25 protein-coding genes and 3 tRNA genes are annotated in these 19,392 nt (G+C 55.2%); 15 read left to right on the top strand and 13 right to left on the bottom strand.

Translation table 11 applies throughout. The features are described 5' to 3' along the window. Positions 1 to 42: 42 nt before the first annotated feature. On the top strand, positions 43 to 912 hold the full coding sequence (locus tag HBUT_RS05360) for a universal stress protein (protein WP_228546798.1): 870 nt from the start codon (positions 43 to 45) through the stop codon (positions 910 to 912). Between the two features lie 137 nt (positions 913 to 1,049). Here the strand turns inward: HBUT_RS05360 and HBUT_RS05355 are convergent, their stop codons facing one another. Further along, entirely contained in the window at positions 1,050 to 2,186 is a 1,137-nt protein-coding gene (locus HBUT_RS05355; protein WP_011822188.1) for a DUF1646 family protein, read from the bottom strand. 764 nt (positions 2,187 to 2,950) lie between these two features. On the opposite strand from HBUT_RS05355, the gene HBUT_RS09550 reads away from it, so the two are divergent. The 3 genes from HBUT_RS09550 (at position 2,951) to HBUT_RS05345 (ending at position 4,704) form a co-directional block, all read left to right on the top strand. Then, positions 2,951 to 3,097 carry a hypothetical protein gene (locus HBUT_RS09550; protein ID WP_153801397.1) on the top strand — a complete coding sequence of 49 codons (147 nt, stop codon included), beginning with the start codon at positions 2,951 to 2,953 and terminating at the stop codon, positions 3,095 to 3,097. A gap of 12 nt (positions 3,098 to 3,109) precedes the next feature. Further along, entirely contained in the window at positions 3,110 to 3,454 is a 345-nt protein-coding gene (locus HBUT_RS08960) for a TIM barrel protein (RefSeq protein WP_083756341.1), read from the top strand. A 356-nt stretch (positions 3,455 to 3,810) separates the two neighbouring features. After that, positions 3,811 to 4,704 carry a hypothetical protein gene (locus HBUT_RS05345; RefSeq protein ID WP_011822186.1) on the top strand — a complete coding sequence of 298 codons (894 nt, stop codon included), beginning with the start codon at positions 3,811 to 3,813 and terminating at the stop codon, positions 4,702 to 4,704. Between the two features lie 240 nt (positions 4,705 to 4,944). Here HBUT_RS05345 and HBUT_RS05340 read toward each other — a convergent pair. The 3 genes from HBUT_RS05340 to sufC all read right to left on the bottom strand — a co-directional run bounded on the left by HBUT_RS05340 (position 4,945) and on the right by sufC (position 7,318). Next, positions 4,945 to 5,021: transfer RNA gene (locus HBUT_RS05340), tRNA-Ile, on the bottom strand. A gap of 241 nt (positions 5,022 to 5,262) precedes the next feature. Beyond that, entirely contained in the window at positions 5,263 to 6,573 is a 1,311-nt protein-coding gene (locus tag HBUT_RS05335; RefSeq protein WP_228546797.1) for a SufD family Fe-S cluster assembly protein, read from the bottom strand. Between the two features lie 13 nt (positions 6,574 to 6,586). Further along, entirely contained in the window at positions 6,587 to 7,318 is a 732-nt protein-coding gene (gene sufC / locus HBUT_RS05330; protein WP_048061488.1) for a Fe-S cluster assembly ATPase SufC, read from the bottom strand. Between the two features lie 386 nt (positions 7,319 to 7,704). Here sufC and HBUT_RS08955 point away from each other — a divergent pair, with 386 nt between their 5' ends. Next, positions 7,705 to 8,433, top strand: coding sequence for a hypothetical protein (locus tag HBUT_RS08955; RefSeq protein WP_011822183.1), 729 nt, complete (start codon positions 7,705 to 7,707; stop codon positions 8,431 to 8,433). On the opposite strand, the gene HBUT_RS05320 is transcribed toward HBUT_RS08955, so the two are convergent. Beyond that, positions 8,380 to 8,814 (bottom strand): phosphate-starvation-inducible PsiE family protein, encoded by a 435-nt coding sequence (locus HBUT_RS05320; protein WP_011822182.1) that lies wholly within the window; start codon positions 8,812 to 8,814, stop codon positions 8,380 to 8,382. The genes HBUT_RS08955 and HBUT_RS05320 overlap by 54 nt on opposite strands. 167 nt (positions 8,815 to 8,981) lie before the next feature. Here HBUT_RS05320 and cutA point away from each other — a divergent pair, with 167 nt between their 5' ends. From cutA to upp, 7 genes are all read left to right on the top strand, one after another. Beyond that, positions 8,982 to 9,317: a divalent-cation tolerance protein CutA gene (gene cutA / locus HBUT_RS05315; protein ID WP_011822181.1), complete on the top strand. Its 336-nt coding sequence runs from the start codon at positions 8,982 to 8,984 to the stop codon at positions 9,315 to 9,317. 62 nt (positions 9,318 to 9,379) lie between these two features. After that, positions 9,380 to 9,488: transfer RNA gene (locus HBUT_RS05310), tRNA-Lys, on the top strand. Between the two features lie 345 nt (positions 9,489 to 9,833). Further along, entirely contained in the window at positions 9,834 to 10,541 is a 708-nt protein-coding gene (locus HBUT_RS05305) for a nitroreductase family protein (protein ID WP_011822180.1), read from the top strand. A gap of 127 nt (positions 10,542 to 10,668) precedes the next feature. Next, complete coding sequence (locus HBUT_RS05300; protein WP_011822179.1) at positions 10,669 to 10,956, top strand: MoaD/ThiS family protein; 288 nt, start codon at positions 10,669 to 10,671, stop codon at positions 10,954 to 10,956. A 108-nt stretch (positions 10,957 to 11,064) separates the two neighbouring features. Further along, positions 11,065 to 11,643, top strand: coding sequence for a DUF998 domain-containing protein (locus HBUT_RS05295; protein WP_011822178.1), 579 nt, complete (start codon positions 11,065 to 11,067; stop codon positions 11,641 to 11,643). After that, complete coding sequence (locus HBUT_RS05290; RefSeq protein ID WP_153801396.1) at positions 11,630 to 12,010, top strand: hypothetical protein; 381 nt, start codon at positions 11,630 to 11,632, stop codon at positions 12,008 to 12,010. Before HBUT_RS05295 ends, HBUT_RS05290 begins: the two co-directional genes overlap by 14 nt. Before the next feature lie 53 nt (positions 12,011 to 12,063). Further along, positions 12,064 to 12,729, top strand: a complete 666-nt coding sequence (gene upp, locus HBUT_RS05285; RefSeq protein ID WP_011822176.1) for a uracil phosphoribosyltransferase — start codon at positions 12,064 to 12,066, stop codon at positions 12,727 to 12,729. On the opposite strand, the gene HBUT_RS05280 is transcribed toward upp, so the two are convergent. Continuing rightward, positions 12,726 to 13,145 (bottom strand): thioesterase family protein, encoded by a 420-nt coding sequence (locus tag HBUT_RS05280; protein ID WP_011822175.1) that lies wholly within the window; start codon positions 13,143 to 13,145, stop codon positions 12,726 to 12,728. The genes upp and HBUT_RS05280 overlap by 4 nt on opposite strands. 424 nt (positions 13,146 to 13,569) lie before the next feature. Beyond that, positions 13,570 to 14,403 (bottom strand): slipin family protein, encoded by an 834-nt coding sequence (locus HBUT_RS05275; protein ID WP_011822174.1) that lies wholly within the window; start codon positions 14,401 to 14,403, stop codon positions 13,570 to 13,572. Between the two features lie 134 nt (positions 14,404 to 14,537). Here HBUT_RS05275 and HBUT_RS05270 point away from each other — a divergent pair. Together HBUT_RS05270 and HBUT_RS09545 are read left to right on the top strand one after the other, a co-directional pair. After that, positions 14,538 to 14,615: transfer RNA gene (locus HBUT_RS05270), tRNA-Arg, on the top strand. A 155-nt stretch (positions 14,616 to 14,770) separates the two neighbouring features. Beyond that, positions 14,771 to 15,043 carry a hypothetical protein gene (locus HBUT_RS09545; protein WP_153801395.1) on the top strand — a complete coding sequence of 91 codons (273 nt, stop codon included), beginning with the start codon at positions 14,771 to 14,773 and terminating at the stop codon, positions 15,041 to 15,043. Here the strand turns inward: HBUT_RS09545 and HBUT_RS05265 are convergent. Next, positions 15,009 to 16,073, bottom strand: coding sequence for a hypothetical protein (locus HBUT_RS05265; protein ID WP_048061487.1), 1,065 nt, complete (start codon positions 16,071 to 16,073; stop codon positions 15,009 to 15,011). The two genes, HBUT_RS09545 and HBUT_RS05265, sit on opposite strands and share 35 nt — an antisense overlap. A 66-nt stretch (positions 16,074 to 16,139) precedes the next feature. On the opposite strand from HBUT_RS05265, the gene HBUT_RS09540 reads away from it, so the two are divergent. Continuing rightward, positions 16,140 to 16,301, top strand: coding sequence for a hypothetical protein (locus HBUT_RS09540; RefSeq protein ID WP_153801394.1), 162 nt, complete (start codon positions 16,140 to 16,142; stop codon positions 16,299 to 16,301). Between the two features lie 147 nt (positions 16,302 to 16,448). Here HBUT_RS09540 and HBUT_RS05260 read toward each other — a convergent pair whose 3' ends face one another. The 5 genes from HBUT_RS05260 to HBUT_RS05240 all read right to left on the bottom strand — a co-directional run bounded on the left by HBUT_RS05260 (position 16,449) and on the right by HBUT_RS05240 (position 19,382). Continuing rightward, positions 16,449 to 17,288, bottom strand: coding sequence for an MFS transporter (locus HBUT_RS05260; RefSeq protein WP_153801393.1), 840 nt, complete (start codon positions 17,286 to 17,288; stop codon positions 16,449 to 16,451). A 524-nt stretch (positions 17,289 to 17,812) separates the two neighbouring features. After that, a complete protein-coding gene (locus HBUT_RS05255) occupies positions 17,813 to 18,403 on the bottom strand; it encodes a hypothetical protein (protein ID WP_011822171.1) in 591 nt (196 codons plus the stop codon). Between the two features lie 16 nt (positions 18,404 to 18,419). Then, on the bottom strand, positions 18,420 to 18,659 hold the full coding sequence (locus HBUT_RS05250; RefSeq protein ID WP_011822170.1) for a hypothetical protein: 240 nt from the start codon (positions 18,657 to 18,659) through the stop codon (positions 18,420 to 18,422). 78 nt (positions 18,660 to 18,737) lie between these two features. After that, entirely contained in the window at positions 18,738 to 18,920 is a 183-nt protein-coding gene (locus HBUT_RS05245; RefSeq protein WP_048061486.1) for a hypothetical protein, read from the bottom strand. A 66-nt stretch (positions 18,921 to 18,986) separates the two neighbouring features. Continuing rightward, positions 18,987 to 19,382 carry a hypothetical protein gene (locus tag HBUT_RS05240; RefSeq protein WP_011822168.1) on the bottom strand — a complete coding sequence of 132 codons (396 nt, stop codon included), beginning with the start codon at positions 19,380 to 19,382 and terminating at the stop codon, positions 18,987 to 18,989. Positions 19,383 to 19,392: the final 10 nt, after the last annotated feature.

Below are 19,392 nucleotides of genomic sequence, written 5' to 3'. Positions count from 1 at the left end.
TCCCAGCGGCTAAATGGTAAGTTTTAGGGATCCTGGTTGGCAGTGGAGAGCTGTAGTTTTGCGCATGCCGTTGTTGGCCTCGACCTCTCAAGCGTGTCTGACCTGTTTGTGCCATGGCTATCGCATCTTCGGCGGATTGGGACTGAGCGTCTAACACTGGTGCACATCATACCCATAGACGTGCTGGAGCACGTTGCGAGCGGGTATCTGGTGGGCCGGCTCAGAGAGGAAATGGAACGAGAGGCTCTAAGCAAGCTCGAGGCTTACGCGGCTGAGCTGCGCAGCAAAGGGTTCAATGTTGAAGTCGTAGATCCTGAAGCGGGTGTGCCTGCCCAGAAGATTGCTGAGGTTGCGCAGAGAATGAATGCAGATTATATCGTGGTTGCGTCGAGAGGGCGGGGGTGGATCCGTCGTATACTGCTGGGGGGTACGGCTGAAGAGCTTGTTCATGTCGCTGATAGGCCTATATTCATTTCTAAACCGTACAGCCGCCTGGAGGGTGGAGAGGTTAAGCTTCAGCCCCCTGATGACCCATTTAGGGGCCCCATACTGGCCGCCATAGACTTTGGCTCATATGTTGAACCCATAGTGTGCAGGGCGAGAGAAATAGCTCGGAGGACGAATGCGCAGGTAGTGCTTCTCCACGTGCTAGAGGAGGGCGAAGATGAATCCGAGGTATCGCGACGCCTGACCGAGATTGTAGAGAGCCTGGCGGTTGACGGTGTGAAGGCGAGCTATGTACTAGCCAAGGGGAAGCCGGGCAAGACTATAGTCGAGGAGGCGAAAAAGCTTAACGCATCACTAGTGCTCATCGGCCCCCATAACGGGAATAACGGCCTCCACGAGATAATAGGGACAACAGCCGAGACCGTTATACGGCGTACTGAGACCCATGTGCTGGTCTGCAAGTAGTTCGTGAAAAACCATCGTGCAGCTTTTTAGTGCTCTACACCGTTTTTCAAGCACGCCAAACCTATCTCTCCTCCCACCATAGCGTTCCCAATTGTTACTACTTTACTGTTGGACGACAACATGTAGTGATCCTATGTTTACAGCATGGACGAGCCAAATAGTAGTATGAAGTAGATTACTAGCAGTACTGCTCCGAAGGGTACCCCTATGCGCGCCCATTCCTTAGAGGTTATCTTGAGCCTATTCGCGGCTACTATGTTGGGTATGTTGCCTGGTATCAACATGCCACCAGACACTATTAGGCTCATGAGGGCTGCTTGTATCTGGTCTATGTGCAGGTATGGTCCTATCTCTGCCGCTGTCAATGTAGCGTTGTCTACCACTGCTGAGATCATGTTCATCCAGTACAGTATGTAGGATGGTATCTTCGTGAAGTACCATTCCACGAGTGGCATGAAGCTCGTGCCCAGTAGCTCTAGCGCTGCAACGAATATGTATACTCGGAGCGCGCGCAGAATCACGCCATGCAGGGTCTCAGCGTACTCTACGCTCTTCACCATACCATGTACTGGCTCGGTTACTCCTCGGGTAACGCGTGCAGCAGTATAGGCTGCGACTGCCACGACGCCGGGTATTATGTAGGGACCTAGGAGCTTCAAGAGGAAGTCAAAGCCGGCATAGTGTGGTGGTCCGGAAAGCTTGCTCACTGCTATAGTGGCGAGAGGCTCGCCTACCGGTGTTAGGGCTGCACCCATCCCCAGAGCGAACGCTGCCAGCACCGTGGCCTCTACCCTTTTCTGCCTTGAGAGGGGAAGTGCAGCCATGATTTCTGCGAAGATTACAGCAGCCACGATAACCGATATTATGCTGCTTGCCAGCCCGAGAATGGTTACCATCACTAATAGAAAGCCGCGTACACCCAGCTTCTCTAGCAGCCTACCAATACCACGATATATGGGGCCGTGATACTTGTAGAATGCAAGACCTGCCAATAGCACGACCTGAGTTATACCAATTGGTATGCCGTGCAGCATGACTGGAGTGAGTAGTGCACGCTTAACCAGCTCGCCAACCTCGCCGGAAGGAAGAATACCCGCTAGATATATGGCTATGCTGCCCACTATGCCCATTACGAGAAAGAATGGTTCAAGGTTCTCCTCCACTTTCCTAGACACCATTGGGAGTACTAGCACCATGCCGAGTATAGCGCCGAGCACTGCCACAACGCTCATAACTGGCTCCTCGGGGATATTGAGTGCAACCAGCCCCGACATACCCATCACATCCAGGACACGCTGCAGCCCGGGAGACACGGTACCAGGCTAGGCTCATTGCGCAGCCGCAGAGACATAAAAGCAGTACTCCACAAGATCAAAAAGTCCAAGAGTTGCTTGCACAAACCCTCCAAGCATGATATTAACAAGTGATACAACACATGCACTTATCAGCGAATGCACGTTATCACTGTAACCGTTAAAGATAAACCAGCTTCAAACAACGCCAAGAAACTATGTGGAACAGACACGTTGGAGTAGTTCTAGCTGTTAACCTCGCAACGCTGAAGGGAAGAGTCTCGCAGCAGAAAACTACAATCAAGGACGCTATGCACGACTTGCTAAGCTATACGGGCTCCTGATGCCACAGCCTTCGAGAGGTTCAGCGTGAAGCACTGCTCCTAGACTCGTGTGAAAACCAGTTGCGTAGGATAGAGAGCTTGTTTACACGGCTCGACATGCACCATACTCTCCCTATTTTTGCTGGCTACAAATATTCAGTGTATAGTGTTGATTGTGAGTATGAGCTTCTCCATGGTTATCTTATCTGCCTGGTTGCTGTTGTCGCACAAGGCTTCGTAATTGTTGCGGGTACCGGCTCCTATTTTTGTTTGTAATGCAGCATGTATCAAGTGTTGTAGACTGTATGAGTAGGCCTTCTCGCTGTCTTGGGTGCTGCGAGCTACGGCTCTGGTGCTGTTCTACACGTCAAGGCGGGAGGGTTAGTTCTCTAGGGTACTACCTTTATTACTGTTCCAGGCTGTGTGGGGCTGGTTGCCGTGATACTCTTCGACTGGGATACGTATAATGCTCTCTCGACCCTAGTTAAAGCTGCAACGCTGGCTATGAAGCTGACTGAGATTCCACCATACGACTTCTCCCGGCGTAGTCGCGGCATGGAGTACTTCTAGCAGTACCGTGAGCTGGCTTCTAAGGCGTTTACCACTGTTACCGCGCACACCCCATACTATAACGTGGCTTCAACAGTGCCGGAGGTACAGGAGCGCACGGTTAAGGCGCTTGTAGCCGCGGTAAGGAAGGCTAGGGAGGCTGGCGCGGAGATCTTCAACCTCCATATTGGCTGGAGGGTGTGGATGGATCACCGGGATATAGAGCAAGCTGCGGAGGTTATTAAGAAGCTGCTGGAAGCCGCTCCAGACATCGTGGTGACGCTGGAGACCATGTATACGCGGAGGATGCTAGGCACCTTCGAGGATATAAGGGCTATAATGGAGGCTGTGGGCAGCGACCGTTTGAGAGGCTCCTAGTAAGCATACAAGCTGAGACCGGTAAGGGCCTCGTTAGGCTACTCAACATTCACTATACATACCTCATAGATACGAGGGATAAGCTGGAACTAGCCCTGCGCAACGCGTTCACGGTACCCAAGATGCTGCGGGACCAGCCAGCAATCCCAGACCTACCATGAAGAACCATTATAGCGGGGTTCGGAGACAAGGGTTCACATCACAGCCCCAGAGGCTCGGCCCCCGTCTAGCTCCACACACCCTTACTCTCCTCAGCCTGGCTGGCCCGGGGTTATCGGCCTATACTGAGTGTTGTGGGTTAGAGGGCTTAGCCCCCATTGCGGATGGGTAGTATGTCTCCCCCGGGGGGCCCCGCTATGTCCAGTGCCATAGCATATAGAGGCCAGGGCTTGCTCCATGCTGGCTGGGTTGTGTTCGCTTCGGGTATGCCACCCTGGCTCTATCTTGCCGAGCCCTGGTTTCTCGCCAAGCTGAACTCCGGGCTTGCATGCGGCCTTCTCGGCGGCTGCAGCTGCCTGGAAGAGGCTCTCGCGGGGCTCCGCAGAGTCGTAGCCCGCTTCCTGGGCCGTGGCTGCAGTGTATGCGGCGGTGATGCAGAGTATGTTGTTGGCCTATGGATGCTCGACAACAACACTGCCGTACTAGAGGATGTCCTACCCGCTTGTGCCACGTGCTTCCTGCTACTTCGCCCCTACGCCTTCACCGCGCCGATACACGTGGCTACCGACAGGCCCGCATACACCCCAGGCTTCCTCGACGCTGTCGCGAGGGGGCTAGCCTGGGGCCTAGCAACCGCCGAGAGGAAGCCCGTGAGGATAGTACTCTTGGCGCTGGAGCGCGAGGGCCTCCCCTGCCTAGGGGAGCTGGAGGAGCTGGCGTCGCTCCTCGTGGGCGGCCCCTACACATACGAGCAGGGCGAGCTAGCAGTCGCCACCAGGGACGAGGAAGGTAACGGTAGGGCCGGAGCTTGGATACTGTACCTCGACCAGCAGACCGCCGGCAAGGTCCTCCGCTGGCTTGCTGAGAGAGCAACCAGCAGGGCATGGAGGGCACCAGGTGGAAGGCTTGCGGGGGTTCGACTACAGCCCAGCAGGGTCGCCAGGCTAGCAGTCTACGCAGACCCCAACGACGAGGAAAGCATAGAGGAGGCATACAGGGCCCTAGCAGAGGCCCTCGGCGAGCCGCCACGGGCAGCCTTCTACCCCACAATTTCGGGTAGACTACACCGTCCACTACGCCGAACACCATAACATGGCATCAGGGCCCCCGCGGAGACCCGGAAGCAGGAGCTAGCTACATGCCGGGGATTGGACCTCATACTCGTCACTTGGGATCTAACCAACTGGGCTGGACAAGTCTAGCCAAGCTAGTTTCTAAAACACAACACCGACCAGCTACAAGGGGTTGATGCAAAGCATCCTCCTCTTACTTCCCGGAGAACTTAGGGGCATGCTGCAATACTATGGAACATGCATTGATGAGGAGGAGGGTGGTGGGCCCGGGGGGATTTGAACCCCCGACCTCCCGGTTATCAGCCGGGCGCTCCGCCGGGCTGAGCTACGGGCCCAGGTTATTGGCTCCGGTTTCTCCCCAAACAGTGTTGGGGGGCTTTATTGGGTTAACGCCTCCAAGCTCCATGGAGCTTGGAGTTTTCACCATTACTTGTCATTACTTGCTCTTCTAGCATTGCAAGCCACGAGACTCAACACTATGATCTCCAGCTACCTCAACTACTGCTCCTTATCGACGTGAGAGGAGGTGGGAGGATCGTATCGCGGTATTGTGCTTGGAAAAGGGGGAGGTTGATGCTAGTGGCCTTTTACTGCTAGCTCGAGTATCTTTCTGACCTCTATCTGTATGTCGAAGGGCAGCTTCTTTATCACTGGGTCGAAGAACCCGCTCACTATCAGCCAGGTTGCTTCCTCCTCGTCAAATCCCATTAGCTGTAGGTAGTAGAGCTTCTCATAGCTTATCCTTCCGACGCTAGCCTCGTGGGATAGCTCTGAGTCCCTTTCCTCACTCGCTATAGCCGGTATCGCTGCACTCCTAGCCTTATCACCTATTATCAAGGTGTTGCAACTCATGAAGCCTGTGGCGCCCTTAGCGCCTCTACGCACTTCGAGTCTTCCACGGAACTCCTCGTCCGCGCTATCCTTTACGACTGTGCGGTTTAGCAGCTGGCCCCTCGTGCCCGGAGCCTCATAGACTATGAGCGGAGAGCTGCGTACAACCTGGTTGCCCCGGTAGAGGCCTATGTTCTGTATGACTGCGGTGCTGTCCTGGCCGCGGAGATCTATCCGTGGCGCCACGTTCACCGTCTTGGCTGCCAAAGATACGCTTGTAAGCTCGGCGTAGGCCTTATACCCCTCTACAATCACCCTCTTGGCGGGGGTATGGTGTACGTCGCCTGGCCAGTTGTTAATACTAACCACGAACAGCCTAGCCCTATCCTTTACGAAGGCCTCCAGGCCTCCGAGGTGTACGCCATAGCTAAGTCTTAGCGGTGCCGTGCAGCCCTCAATCCAGTGTAGCTCTGCGCCCTCCTCGAGGACTATTAGCGTGTGCTCTGTCTGGCTAAGCCCCTCCTTCCCTATGATGAATAAGCCTTGAATGGGCTGGGGTAGCCTAACACCCTCCGGCACGTACACGAATATGCCGCCAGCCCATAGCATGACGTGGTAGGCTACCTTCTTGCTTAGTGTTGGGTGTAGACCGCGGAACGCGTAGTCCTTCACAACGGGGTACCTCTTTACAGCTTCGTCCATCGATGTCAGTATGACCCCGCGTTTCTCAAGCATTTTAAGAACAGTCTTGATAACGACGTTGTCTATGTTTACGCTGAATCCGCTGTATATGATTTCTAACTCGTCGGGCCGTATGCCCAGCCTCCTAGCAGCCTTTGCCAGCTGCTCGTCGACAATTAGTGGCTTCTCGAGGCCCTCAAGGAACTGGCGGTAGGTAACCTTCTCCATGTATGGATCTATTGACGGGTCGTAGCTCGTAGAGCGTATGTACTCGTAGGCTTTGAGGCGGAGTCTTAGAACCCACTCTGGCTCGCCGCGCTTACGGCTGAACTCTATAATGTCCTCCCTGCTCAGCTCAGCTAGGGGTTTATCCATGACCGACACGACACTACTCACCCCTGAAGGGTGTGTATCCTTTCTCCTCGATACGCCTTACCAGCTCGATACCGCCTTCGGCGACTATTCTGCCGCTGAGCATTACGTAGACCTTGTCGGGGATGAGGCGGGTGAGGAGGCGGGGCTGGTGGGTGATTAGGAGTATGCCGGTACCGCTCTCGGCAAGCTTCTCTATGGCAGCTGCTATCTTCGGTATGCTCTCCACGTCAACCCCGCTATCGGGCTCGTCGAGTATTGCTATCTTTGGCTTCTGGATGATTATCCTTGCAAGCTCTAGCCTCTTCCTCTCACCACCACTCATGCCGACCATGTATTCCCTTGCGAGGAGGGACTCAGAGAGACCCACGGCCTCCAGTGCCTCCCTTATAACCTGCATCGCCTCCTTCATTGTTTTAGTTCCCCGGAATTTCTGTGCAACACGTACCAGGATCTCAGAGACCCTAACCCCCTCAACCTCAACAGGGATCTGCACTGCAAGAGTAAGTCCGCGCTTAACCCTCTCAGCAGTGCTAAGCCCAGTTATGTCCTCGCCGTCGAAGAGGAGCTTGCCCTTGTACACATAATTGCGGTGCCCCATGACGGCTTGTGCTAGGCTGCTCTTACCGGCACCGTTAGGCCCCATGAGGACGTGTATGCGGCCCTCGCGGATCTCCAGCGAGACACCCCGCACTATCTCCCTGCCATCCCTCGTAGAGACATAGGCATCCACTACGTTGAGCGGCAAGGCGTATCCCCCTGGGACAATATGTACTTTTACACCCGTTAATATCTCCGCTGCCGCTCCTGAAGCCCCAGTCCCAAACAACTACACAACGGCAGCTATAACTAGAAAAGCGTGCCACACAACTAACCCATCCCTGGAGGGATGTGGAGGGCCGCAGCCATCCACCTGATGGGCCGCAGAGCCCCCAGCGGCTCTGGGGGCTGTGAAGTAGGCGAGGTACATCCGAACCACATGCCGCAGTGCTACTCCTGTCATACCCCGGTGCTACGCTGCCTCGAGTAATGCCACGGTGGGCCAAGAGGTATATCTTCTAGAGGAATACCCGCGAATAAGGTAGCGGAGGGGGCCAGGACCCTCTCCTCCCCCGCGACAGTGTGGTGGGCGCCTTGGCCCAGGCTCCTGGTGTGCGGGAGCGAGTCCTGGAATTCCTTGCCGAATACGGTGAGAGGGGCTATGCTGTTCTCCGCGCAGCCGTCGACGCTGCTGTAGGCTCGCGGGGGAGGAGAGGGATTAGGCTCGGCGATTTTAGCTACCGGGAGGTTGTAGCCCGGCTCCGGGCATGGGGAATAGAGTATAACCCGTCAATGCTCCTTCGTGTCCTCGAAAGAGACTACGGAATCGTCGAGACAAGCTATCGTAGCAGCAACCAGCACTGGTGGCGCTTCATAGACCTCGACGCCGTCATCGAGGCCCTAGAGGCCTATGAGCAGGGCGTGAATGTTTCGGAGGATACTGAACTTGAAGAAGCCGGTGACGAGGTTGAGCCAGAGGTTGCGCTCCTACAGCTTCAGATAGCGAGCATATCTCCGGACCAGCTAGCTGAGAAGCTCGAGGCGCTCGCCTCCAAGCCCCGGCTCACTCAGTCGGACCTGGCGTTCCTACGTGGCATAGCGTTTAACGAGCTGGAGCTGGCAGTGAAGCTTCTCCGGAAGGCTGAGGAGCTGGGCTACGAGGGCCCCGAGGTCGAGACCCTCCACCGCCTAGTGAGGGCCGCTGCACGGCTTGCAAGGAAGATGCTTACAGTGTCAAGGCTCTCCGTCGAGGCTAGAAGGACATTGGCGCTACTTGCCCGTACAGCTGGCGGAAAACTCGGCTCGACGAGCGAAGTACCATAGGGTTACTACGAGCACCAGAAGTCCCGACAACACTATTATCCTTATAGGCACGAACTCCTTTTCAACGAGTGCTAGAGCGCTTATGAGGTCACGTGCCACAGCGATCGTTATTGCTTCGAAGAGTATGTCCATTCGGAACCTTCTCTCAGTAACACTGTGCACGATAACCCTCATGAGGTCTATGAACACGAAGATTAGTAGAATCCTTGGCAGTACCTCGGTATAGTCGAATACGCGCTCGAATATAAACACAATGAAATCATAGAATGCTATTAGAGCTGCGACAGCTAACATAATGAATGCAATAATTTCGAATATGAAGTAGGCTAGCCGCACAAGGGGGCTTGCAATGCCTCCGAACCTACGCTCAACCCGAGCCAAAGCAGCACACCTCCACTACATACGTCAAACTAGGTTTGTGGACAATACAGCTGTGCAGCTGGGAGATTTTAAATATACACTCCACCTATGTCCAGAGCCCTTTGAATGCACGAGTGATACTGTTATAGCCCATCAACTTGAGCATTGTACTAACGGGGTTTGAAGCCTTGACAAGTACAGCTCCCATAGAGGGTGGAGTAGTAGTAGTCTACATCACCACGCCCAGAGGTAAGGGCAAGGAAATAGCCCAGAAACTGCTCGAGGAAAGACTAGCTGCATGCATTAACATCACTCCTGTTGAGAGCGGATACTGGTGGCAAGGCAAGATAGAGAATGATCAGGAGGACTTGCTGATTGTGAAAACCTCTATGGACAAGCTACCCAAGCTGATTGAAAAAGTTAAGGAGATACATCCATACCAAGTACCCGAGATAGTTGCTGTACCCGTAGTAGCATGCTATGCCGAGTACTGCCGCTGGGTGCGCGAAGAAACCCACCAATAGGAGAATAACCTTAATATACCCCCCTCCAGAAAGGCTACCTCGTAACGTGGAGCCACGCGGTTGGGCCCGTAGCTCAGCCTGGTAGAGCGGCGGGCTCTTAACCCGTAGACCAGCGGGCCTTCAGGCCTGGCTGGGCGGAAGTCCCGGGTTCGAATCCCGGCGGGCCCGCCACACCCCCTTCCTATGGCTATGCAGGTACTACGCTTCTTGTCAGTTGCAAGTACACTTGGCTTTAGCTGATTGTTATAGCTAAGCACTTGTGTTGAATGCAAAATAGCGTGGTGTTGCCCGCTAGCCAAGGGCGCGGCTTAGAACGCTAGCCGCAGAACGCTGCAGAACATAGCCCCGGATTACACGTGGAGGCTATAGGGACATCATATGGACATAGTGGGTTCCGGGATTCCCTTTAGCGCCTCCAAGCACTAGCACCATTTGTTCGCTTACTACGCTTCGATGTTTGGGGCGGGTTATGTATTCTAGTCTGCTAGCTACAGTACCCTAGACCGGTGTGCCAGCATGTCCTGCTGCATAGAAACAATTTCGCGTCACGTCAGCATCCGCAAATACACAGATGAGCCCGTCAAGCCTGAGGATCTCGAAGCCATTGTTGAGGCTGCACGGAGGGCACCCACGTCCTGGGGTATACAGCCTTTCACTGTAACCATTGTAACTGATGGAGAGCTGAAGGCTAAGCTTGCAGAAGCTGTAGGCGGCCAGGAGCACGTAGCTAAGGCCCCGGTGTTCCTCGTGTTTAGCGTCGACTACCGCAAGCTCGCCGAAGCCGCAAGGATTCACGGCGTGGAGTTTGCCGAGCCCGGGCTGGGCCACCTCCTCATAGGGGTGGTGGATGCCGGTATTGCAGCTGGCTGGGCGGCACTCGCAGCGGAGAGTCTGGGCTACGGCATAGTCTTCATAGCGCTCTACTCGAACCCCTGCCGCATAGCGGAAATCCTCAACCTGCCAGAGCAAGTGCTACCCGTTGTAGGACTATGTGTTGGGAGGCCTGCTGAGAAGCCATCACCCAAGCCGAGGCAGCCCAGGGAGGTATTCGCGGCAGAGAACCGCTACATAGCCCTAGACGAGGAGGCCGCCAGGAAGGTCGCATACGTGTTCGGCGAGAAGACACAAAGGATCTACAGCTACGTCCTAAGCAAGGGCGGTTACTACGAACAGGTTACCAGGAGGCTGCTGGAGTGCGCTAGGAGGAGGGGCTTCAGAATATAATAGTAGCCAGAGGTGACCATCGAAAGCATAGGCTCGGAGCTAGGGATAAGAGTAGAGCCCGACACCACAACCCTCACCATCTCCCCGGAGCCCCGGTACTACGGCCTGGAAGGAGGGGCTGCAAGGCTTGAAGGTAAAGGCTGTGTTTATCCAGGAGTTCTACGAGCTAATGGGTCGCTTTGAGCTCGAGATAGAGCTGGCTGAGGGGGCCACCGTTAGGGACCTCATAGAATACATCGATAGCCAGGTTAAGCCGGGTTTTAAGAGCTGGATTCTGGATGAGAAGGGTGAGCCACGCTACCCCGTGGAGATAGCTGTTAATGGGCGGAGGATAGACTTCCTAGACGGCCTAGAGACGAGGCTAAAGGATGGCGATAGAGTACTGTTCTCGCCACGCGCTCTCTTCGTGGTCTAGACCGATAACCGCCGCCGGCTACTCTCCCCGAACACGCTCAGGGCCCGCTCTGGGAAAGCGGTTTTCAGCTGCAAGCCCGGGGAGTGGTACTCTGGGGACTAGTCGTCCTTGCCAAAGGCTCGGTGCAAGCTCTGCATGCTTCTCGCTGTAGCTGGGCCCCTCATACCACTCGCCGGTATAGCCGTTGCGGCCACGCTTGCTTCGGGCTGGTGGAGCTTCTGGGACAACGCGTTTAGCGACCTTGGCAATCCGCGCTACGACCCCGTAACAGCCATAGTGTTTAACTCGGCGCTTTACACCGGCGCTGTGCTAATCACGGTCTACGCGGTTCTCTGCATCCCTAGGGCTGGAGGGCTCGAGGCAGTCCTCCTAGCCCTGGTCGGCTTCACGCTCGGGCTAGTAGCAGTGTTCGACGAGACATATGGTCATGCACACTTCGTGGCCTCTGCCGCGTTCTTCCTCGCAATGATACCCTACGTCATAGCCTACAGCGCGAAGCGCAGCCCCAAGCTGCTGGCAACAGCAGCACTGGGCACCGCATCAACCAGCTTGCTCTGGTACATGCACCTAGTGAGGGATACACCGCCTGGAGCAGCACCACCAGAGCTTACAAGCATCATACTACTCCTAGCATTTTACACTCTGCACGCCAGAGAAGTCCTGGGTGGCTGTGGTGGTGCAGGATAGGGATTGTAGCAGGGCTCTCCGCGAGGCCTGCGATGTTGCACTATCGATTCTCTCTGATGCCTCGGAGGCGCTGGGTAAGGGGCGGGGGAGGGGTAGTGGGCTTGCCAGACTGCTGCGGCGCGCGGCTGAGACGCTCTCCGGGGCTGTAGAGCCCTGCATCGCGGGGTGTTGGGGTAGCGTGGAGCCCCGCTGTACCGTGGGGGAGCTGGCTGATAGGCTGCAGGCTGTGCTGCAGGGTGTAGCGCTGAGGGTTGAGAAGCTCCCGCGGCTAGAGTCTGAGGTCGAGGTTGCGCTAGCCGAGGCTCTCGTGGACACTGTTTACGGTCTCGTGGAGGCCCTCTGCCGGTCCGGGATGCAGCTAGGCTAGCACAGACTTGATAAACCCTGGACGCCCCGGTAGCGGCCCCATCTGGGTGGCCGGTGAGCCGTCTAGAGCTACACGTCGCTGAGAATCCTGCCCTCCAACGCATCCTCCTAGAACTGCGTGACGAGCATACCGAGCCGTGGAGATTCCGGGAGCTGCTGAGGCTCGCCGGGATACTCCTCGGCTACGAGGCTGCCAGGTTCCTCCCATCTAGACGGGATACTGTGAGAACCCCCCTTGGCGCCACAGCTTCCGCTGTACGGGTAGCTGATGAAGAGCTTGTGGTGGTTGCTGTTCTCCGCGCGGCAGCACCCATGGCTATGGGGCTCCTCGAACTTTACCCCCGCGCCGTGCTAGGCTTCGCCGCCGCGACGAGGCTCGAGGATACGGGGAGGCAGCAGGAAGGTAGGCTAGTGTTCGACGTGGAGGTACCCTACTGGAGGGTGCCCCCAGTGAAGGATAAGACCGTCATCGCCGTGGACCCCATGCTAGCTACGGGAAGCACATTGTCGAGGATCGTGGCCCGCCTAGAGCGGGAAGGCGCCAAGAGAATCGTGGTGGTTTCCCTGATAGCTACTCGGGAGGGGCTAGAGACACTCCGCGAAGCCGTGAAGGGGGAAATAGCTGTTGTGGTCGGAGCCGTGGACCCAGAGCTGAACGAGAAGGGCTTCATAGTCCCCGGCCTGGGCGATGCCGGAGACCGCAGCTTCGGTGAAGCCTAGCTTTTTGTCTCTTTCTCCTGCTTCTCCCTCAGCATCTTCTCCACTTTCGCCAGAAACCTCTCCGTGTTCACGATGTAGCGCTCGTGCTCACCCTCACCCAGCAGTGTATCACCCCACCAGGCCCGGACACGGAACAGGAGCCGCCTACCCTCAACTTTCTCGAGCACAGCCTCAACACGCACAACCACGCCAACCGGAGCTGGCGCAAGGTGTCGCACACAGACCATTGTGCCTACCGTGGTCTCCCCCTCCCCCAGGTACCTCTGAGCACAATGTAGAGCAGTTATCTCCATAAACGCTATCATTGCAGGCGTCGAGAGAACCCTCACAGTCCCACTACCCACATGGCTTGCTGTATGCTCCTCCTCAACACGAAACTCCTCAACACACCGGAGCCCAGGCTCAAGCCTAGCCACAGCCGAGCCACCAGCACAACAACACGTACACCATTCGTAAAAATCCTTTGAGCCTACACCGGGGAATCCAGGAGCCTAGAAAAAATTAGGCATTCGGCTGGGTAACCGCCCAGTCATCCCCGCAGCTTGACAACCCCGGGGCTGCGGGTCTCGCTCCCCGAAAAGCTCCACATCCACTACTCTAAGCCATACACACACGCTATTAAGCACCACAAACACTAGAACAACCATGCCCCAAACCAAGATATGCCAAGGATTCATGGTCCGACCCATTCTGTTCCCAATACATTGTTTTTACTGCTAAGCAATCCAGGCACCACACGGGTAGATAACATGTATTGCGAGCAGGGGCATCCCCTCGACGCATGGGCTGCGAGGAAAAACATTGGAACGGAGTGTAGTGCTCCCAGGGTAGTGTTACAGGCTACCGGCTCTCCCCACTCCTCTTCCGAGCCTCGGCAAGCGCTGTAAGGCTTGCAACACCCTCGAAGCCAGCGGTTAGCGGGTAGAAGACTATGAGGTTCTTCTCCTTAGCCACCTCGAGGAGCGTGGATAGCTCACGCAGCCTCAGCGCGGCCGGGTGCTGCTCATAGATCTCAGCTGCTTCAGCGAGTATCTTGGCTGCCTGCCTCTCGCCCTCAGCCTCGATTATCTTAGCCCTCCTCCACCTCTCAGCCTCAGCCTGCCTAGCCATAGCCCTTACGAGACCCTCGGGCAGTACAACCTCCTTCAACGTTACAGCTGTAACCTTGATACCCCATGGATCTGTCAACTCGTCGAGGATTTTCTGCAGCTCCTTGTTGATCTCATCCCTCCGGGTCAGCAGGTCGTCCAGCTCGCTCTTGCCAATGATATCCCTCAACACGGTCTGCGCCAGCATTGTGACGGCGAGATGGTAGTTGCGCACAGTCGTAACAGCCTTAATCGGGTCCTGCACACGATAGTAGACAACGGCATCCACAGAAACCTCAACATTATCCCTAGTTATGATCCTCTGCCTCGGCACGTCAACCGTATGGATACGCAGGTCAACCATGACCACACGGTCAATGATGGGTATAACTATGACTATGCCGGGTCCCTTAGCACCGATAATCCTGCCGAGACGGAACACCACAACCCTCTCATACTCCCGTACAACACGGATACTGTACGCCAGTATTATTATGACTATTAGCAGCCCAATAGCCAGCGCCAACAAGTCACCAATCTGCTCAAGTCCACCCGGCTGCTGAGCAGACACAACAATACCAGCCAAGGGAATCCTATACCCCCACTACTCCAGCCAGTAAACCCACCGGGAGCCCCTCAAAAACCCAGAGACAAACCCCAGCCAGCAACGAATATAACGCAGCCCCCGTCAGAGAATAGCAGTCTACATGGAGCCTGGCTGGGCCCGTAGCTCAGCCAGGATAGAGCGCCGGCCTCCTAAGCCGGTGGTCGGGGGTTCAAATCCCCCCGGGCCCGCCAACAACTCGACACTACATAATTGTATAAAACATAATTGTATAAATAATCATATGACACGGGCCCTCCTTATATAATTTGGTCAGGCAGGCTTCATGCCTGTCCCCGGGATACTGTCAAAACTATTACCACGAGTTAATACAGGATCGGTGCCAGGGATGAGCTGGCAAAGGATTGACGCATACCTGCGCCGAGCAATGCCAGGGCTCTATGCAGTGCTGAACGCTAGCTCTAAAACACGCTACGGTGTCCCCTTCGCTGTCCTAGCCGTAAAGAATCTAGAAAAGGCTATGCGCCTCGTAGAGGAGATCTCCCCGTCTATCGCTAAGATCGTATCACGCTTAATCGAGAATGTCATCGATGGCGATCACGTGTCATCTCTTGCATCCTCCACACTTACGCTAGTAGCCGGAACTTTCTTAGCAAGTTGACTATGTCTTGCGACACCGGCTCCAGGCTCCACTCATCCCTAATCGGATCATACATCTCAAACGGAAACGGCGCCAGGAACCCCTTCACAGGCACGTAGGCCTCAATAATACAATCATAGGCTTCCTCGGCTAGCCGATTTACCACGGTTTGCGGAACATACAGCCCCACCACTAGAGTACTCTTGGATATGAACATCCTGCTTGATGCAAGATACGCTGCCGCATAGGCGTATAGTTTGGGAGCACACTTTTCCTCAGCAATAATGCTTATCGCCGTTTTAGGTTCTTCTATTATCTTGGGTATGCGGGCACGACCTAGCACCCCTTTCTCTGAGAGTGAACGATAATGACGTAGCACGTACCTGTAGCGTAGTAGGCCCTCCCCAATCTCCTTCTCTATCCTAGCCTCTATAGCATGCACAAGGTTTCTCACATCGCTAAGCGGGAGAAGTGGATCATGATCGAGTATCGATAAGAGTATATAGTCCATGAAGGGCATACGGCTACGATACTCCTCAAACATCCTAGCTACGTGGTAGTGCTGCTCAAGACTCGGTAGAGCTAGCTGCCCAACGACCCCAGCACAGTTCCTAACCGGCATAGTCTCTCCAACAACGACCTCCCCCTGTCTATCAGTATACCACTTCTCTACGACCGAGACAGCATCATCAAGTAGTATTTTTGGCACATTGTAGGTCACTATTATGTGTCCATCAACTGTTAACACTATCGATGAAACATACCTCCCCAACACAACATGGTTCTCTATGTACTCTACACTATTAGTATTTGCTAGTTTGCGCCACAGCTCCCTGTCTCTCATAGTGGCTAGTATTGTGGCGAAGCCCAGGGGCCTCAGGTCCTTGATGTGATAGACGGGCTTGTACTTCTTTCGGGCTGAGGCAACCATGGGGTGTATAGTTTGTTTTACTACGCCGAACTTTTCGGCCTCAAGCCTGTAGTCGTAGCATGAAAGGAGAACTAGGATGCGTGATATCACCGGTAGTCCTTTACGCTTCAAGGAGCCCATCCTGACCACCTTACATGAGGGACCGCCTGCACCACTTTTCACGGACCAGGCGGAGGGGTGTAAGGGATGAGGAGGCTAACCAGTCTGGTGTTAAGGCTTCGTGAGCTTGCACCACTAGCCCTAGCAGCCCTACTAGTAGCAAAGATGCTAGTAACACATGCAATAGCCAGCCAGCTTGACTTAGAGCTAAACGAAGTGATACCACACCACGGTGAAGAGATAGGCTGAGATACCGGCCTCGGTGGAGGGAGTTTTTCCCACCCAGTTTTTCTCCCCCGCATCTCTCTATTTTCCAAGGGCTAACTCTCTTTCCCGTTTACCGTTCCTCTAGCTGACTAGCGTTGCAATGGAGTTCTTTTCGCCGTACAAAGCTACCTACGTGTGTTCTCTGTAGGCGTGGGCTAGTAGTGCTAGTGTTGCGGCTATGAATAATGCTAGGCTGGCGTAGTATGGTAGTGTTGGGTTTAGCTCTGCGAGGCTGCCCGCTATAGCTGGTGAGGCGAGTGCGATTAGCTTCCTGTAGCTGGAGAGTGCTGAGAGTAGGCTGCTAGCCTTCTCTCTTGGGATCTTTGATAGGATCCATGAACGGTAGATGGGAAGGCGAGTACCTCGCCAAGCCTTGCAGAAGTGTGCAGCGAGTACAAGGGGGAACGGTGCTCCCTGGGACATTATTAGCGCCCATAGCGATACGAGGCTATAGCCTATGGCCATGGCTTTGAAGCGGTGGTGGCGATCCAGCATCTTCGATATGTATGTTGCTAGGATTGCACCTAGCGATATGAATGCCTCGACGAGCATTGCCTCAAACAGTGTTAGCCCCAACACGTTTACTATGTAGTTGAGGAGTACTATCTCCGGTGCTAGCGACCATGCGAGGGTTATTAGGGCCTCGACTAGCAGTATGAGCTTGAACTCCCTGTCAACCCTGAACTTGAAGCCCTCAACGCTGATCCTTTCCTCGGCGTCGAGCCTTGGCAGGAACTTTACCAGGTAGAGAGTCGTTAGCAGCGACGCTAGCCCGAACGCTATGAAGCCTAGCCGGTAGTGGCTCGGGGTGTTGAGCACGTAGCCGAAGAGGTAGCCGAGGATGAGGAAGCTGGCGAGCTGGCTCAGCTCTGGGAGCCTAATGTGCCAGGCGTAGATCTCCTCCATTCTGTCCTTGGGGTAGAGTAGCCTCTCGGGCAGCCTGGTAGAGGGGGTAGAACAGCCCGGCAATATCGTCTATGAGTAGGCCTAGGGCTCGTTGGAGCCTGACGAGTGCTGCACGTTAGAGCTGAGCATGAGTGTGTCTCCGGAGACACATTTATGCCTTACCAGGCCATCCATTGTCGAGGCATGCAGGAACCATGGTTTCACGCTTCCCGAGCCCTACAACCACCGCTTCCAGGGGTCTCGCCGGGCCCAGGCATCGCCATAGCCCTGGTTCCCATTAGCACACGCTCAGAGATCGTGGTGGTGAGGTAGCGCAAGCAGTATCGTACACGAGGGATATACGCGGCATGTGGACCTCTATACTCGTTCCAGGTTAGGCTCCTCTCTGCCGCGCCGCCATATTTGTCGCTATGGCACCAGTATCCATATCCTCCCGGCAGCAGCGATGATCAACCCGCTGCGCTATGCTTACGTGCCTCTGTGCCCCACAGCACGGCTTAGCATCGTACCTAGTGGTCCTATAGTCTGTGGAAAGGCGCGTCTATACTGTCTATCGTGCTGGAGAGCTGGCTTATGGCTTGAGGCTTTTATGTGCGGAGGATCCTCTGGGCGAGGAGCTTCGAGCCTCTGGTTATGTGGCTGCTGAGCACCGTGTAGGCGGCATATGCTGCTCCTAGGAGCCCCAGGGCTATGTGAGTATTTAGCGATGCATACCCCGTGGCTATGGCTAGGGCTGCCGTTGTGAGGATTAGAGTGCCAGTAATGCTGCCCAGTGCTGGCCTGAAGCCCCGCAGCATCTGTTCTACATGTAGGAGTAGGAGTATGGTCCCCGACAATGCTACAGTCTTTGCTACCGCGCGGAGCCAGTATATGATCGCCTGGAAAGCCCCCGCGTCTAGTACGTAGAGTCTAGCGCCAAGGTATCCAAGCATTGTTAGGTGGAGAACAGCGATAACCACTAGGCCCAGGTGGAACACGAAGCTAGCAATAGCGGCTACAAAGGACCTAGTGCTCCCCAGGAGCAGCGAGGCATAGGCGGAACGGAGAACCCTAGCCTGAGGAGTAATGCCGAGAACCGTTCTGCTCCTCACTGTGGCAGCTATGCCCGCCGCCAGCACCAGAACAAGCGTTCCGGCAAATACGTAAAACCCTGCACTTAGGGGTAGGAGGAGGGCCAAGCGGCCCCACCCCCCGCTACCTCTTCACTAGGATGACGTAGTAGGCGTCTCCCTCCTCCCCCTCTCCAGCGAGTTCAGCTAGGCCAGCAGAGGTTATGGCTTTCACAGACTCCTTTAGAAGGCCAGCACTGCTCTTAGCGACATATACTTTGAGCTTCTCACCACTACTCATCTGCTCGAGCTTGCCGAGTAAATGTACGCTATAATCGCCGCACAGGGCGGTATATGCTCTCAGGTCGAGCACACGCTCCGCCACATCGACCACCCCTTATTCACGGTGGCCCTCCCGGACTCATACACTTACCCCCGGGGCTTTCCGGGATAAACGCTAGTTCTAGGACTCCCATAGCCTTGCAACACCCTGTGCATCACCGGGTAGGCCTTGGTATAGTGTACCCTTTGGCGTGACAAATGCTGGTACCTGCTTGACTGGCAGCTGTATTCCCCTAAGCAGCATCGTCTTAAGATTTACTATCTCCACCTCGGCCTTCTCACTGCAGTAGATGACTTGGATCACATAGTACATAGCCTTGGCGCAGGGTAGACCAGGTACAACGTACAGTATGAGTTTTCCCGAGGCCGTTTAAAAGCCCCGGCAGCTCTTTGGCCTCCAGGCGCCCCCCGCGGCTGCGATAGCTGTGAGGAATGCTGACGCCAGGATCTCGGTGGGTATGCCGTAGAACTTGTATCGTCCACCGAGCCTCCCACCGATGATTATCAGCGGGTCTGGCCTATTGCTAGGCCACTCCTTGACGTAAACCGGTATTATCCTTACGTGCTCGTTTTCGCCTACCAAGCTCTTCACGTATGCTAGCCCATCCTCGGAGAGCTTGGAGCCCCTGGAGAGGCCGATTATTACCTCGGTTCTCTCCTCTATCTCGCCGACAAGCTTTCTAGCCCTGCTAAGTGTTGGTAGGCCTATGGAGCTGAGCAGTATATCCGTGATAGTCTTGTGCAACATGTCCCCATTGGAGATCAATAATTCCCCC

The sequence above is a fragment of the Hyperthermus butylicus DSM 5456 genome (genome assembly GCF_000015145.1).
Classification (GTDB): Archaea; Thermoproteota; Thermoprotei_A; order Sulfolobales; family Pyrodictiaceae; genus Hyperthermus; species Hyperthermus butylicus.
Note: the sequence above shows the minus strand (reverse complement) of the source record. Positions and strands in the feature narration are given on the sequence as shown.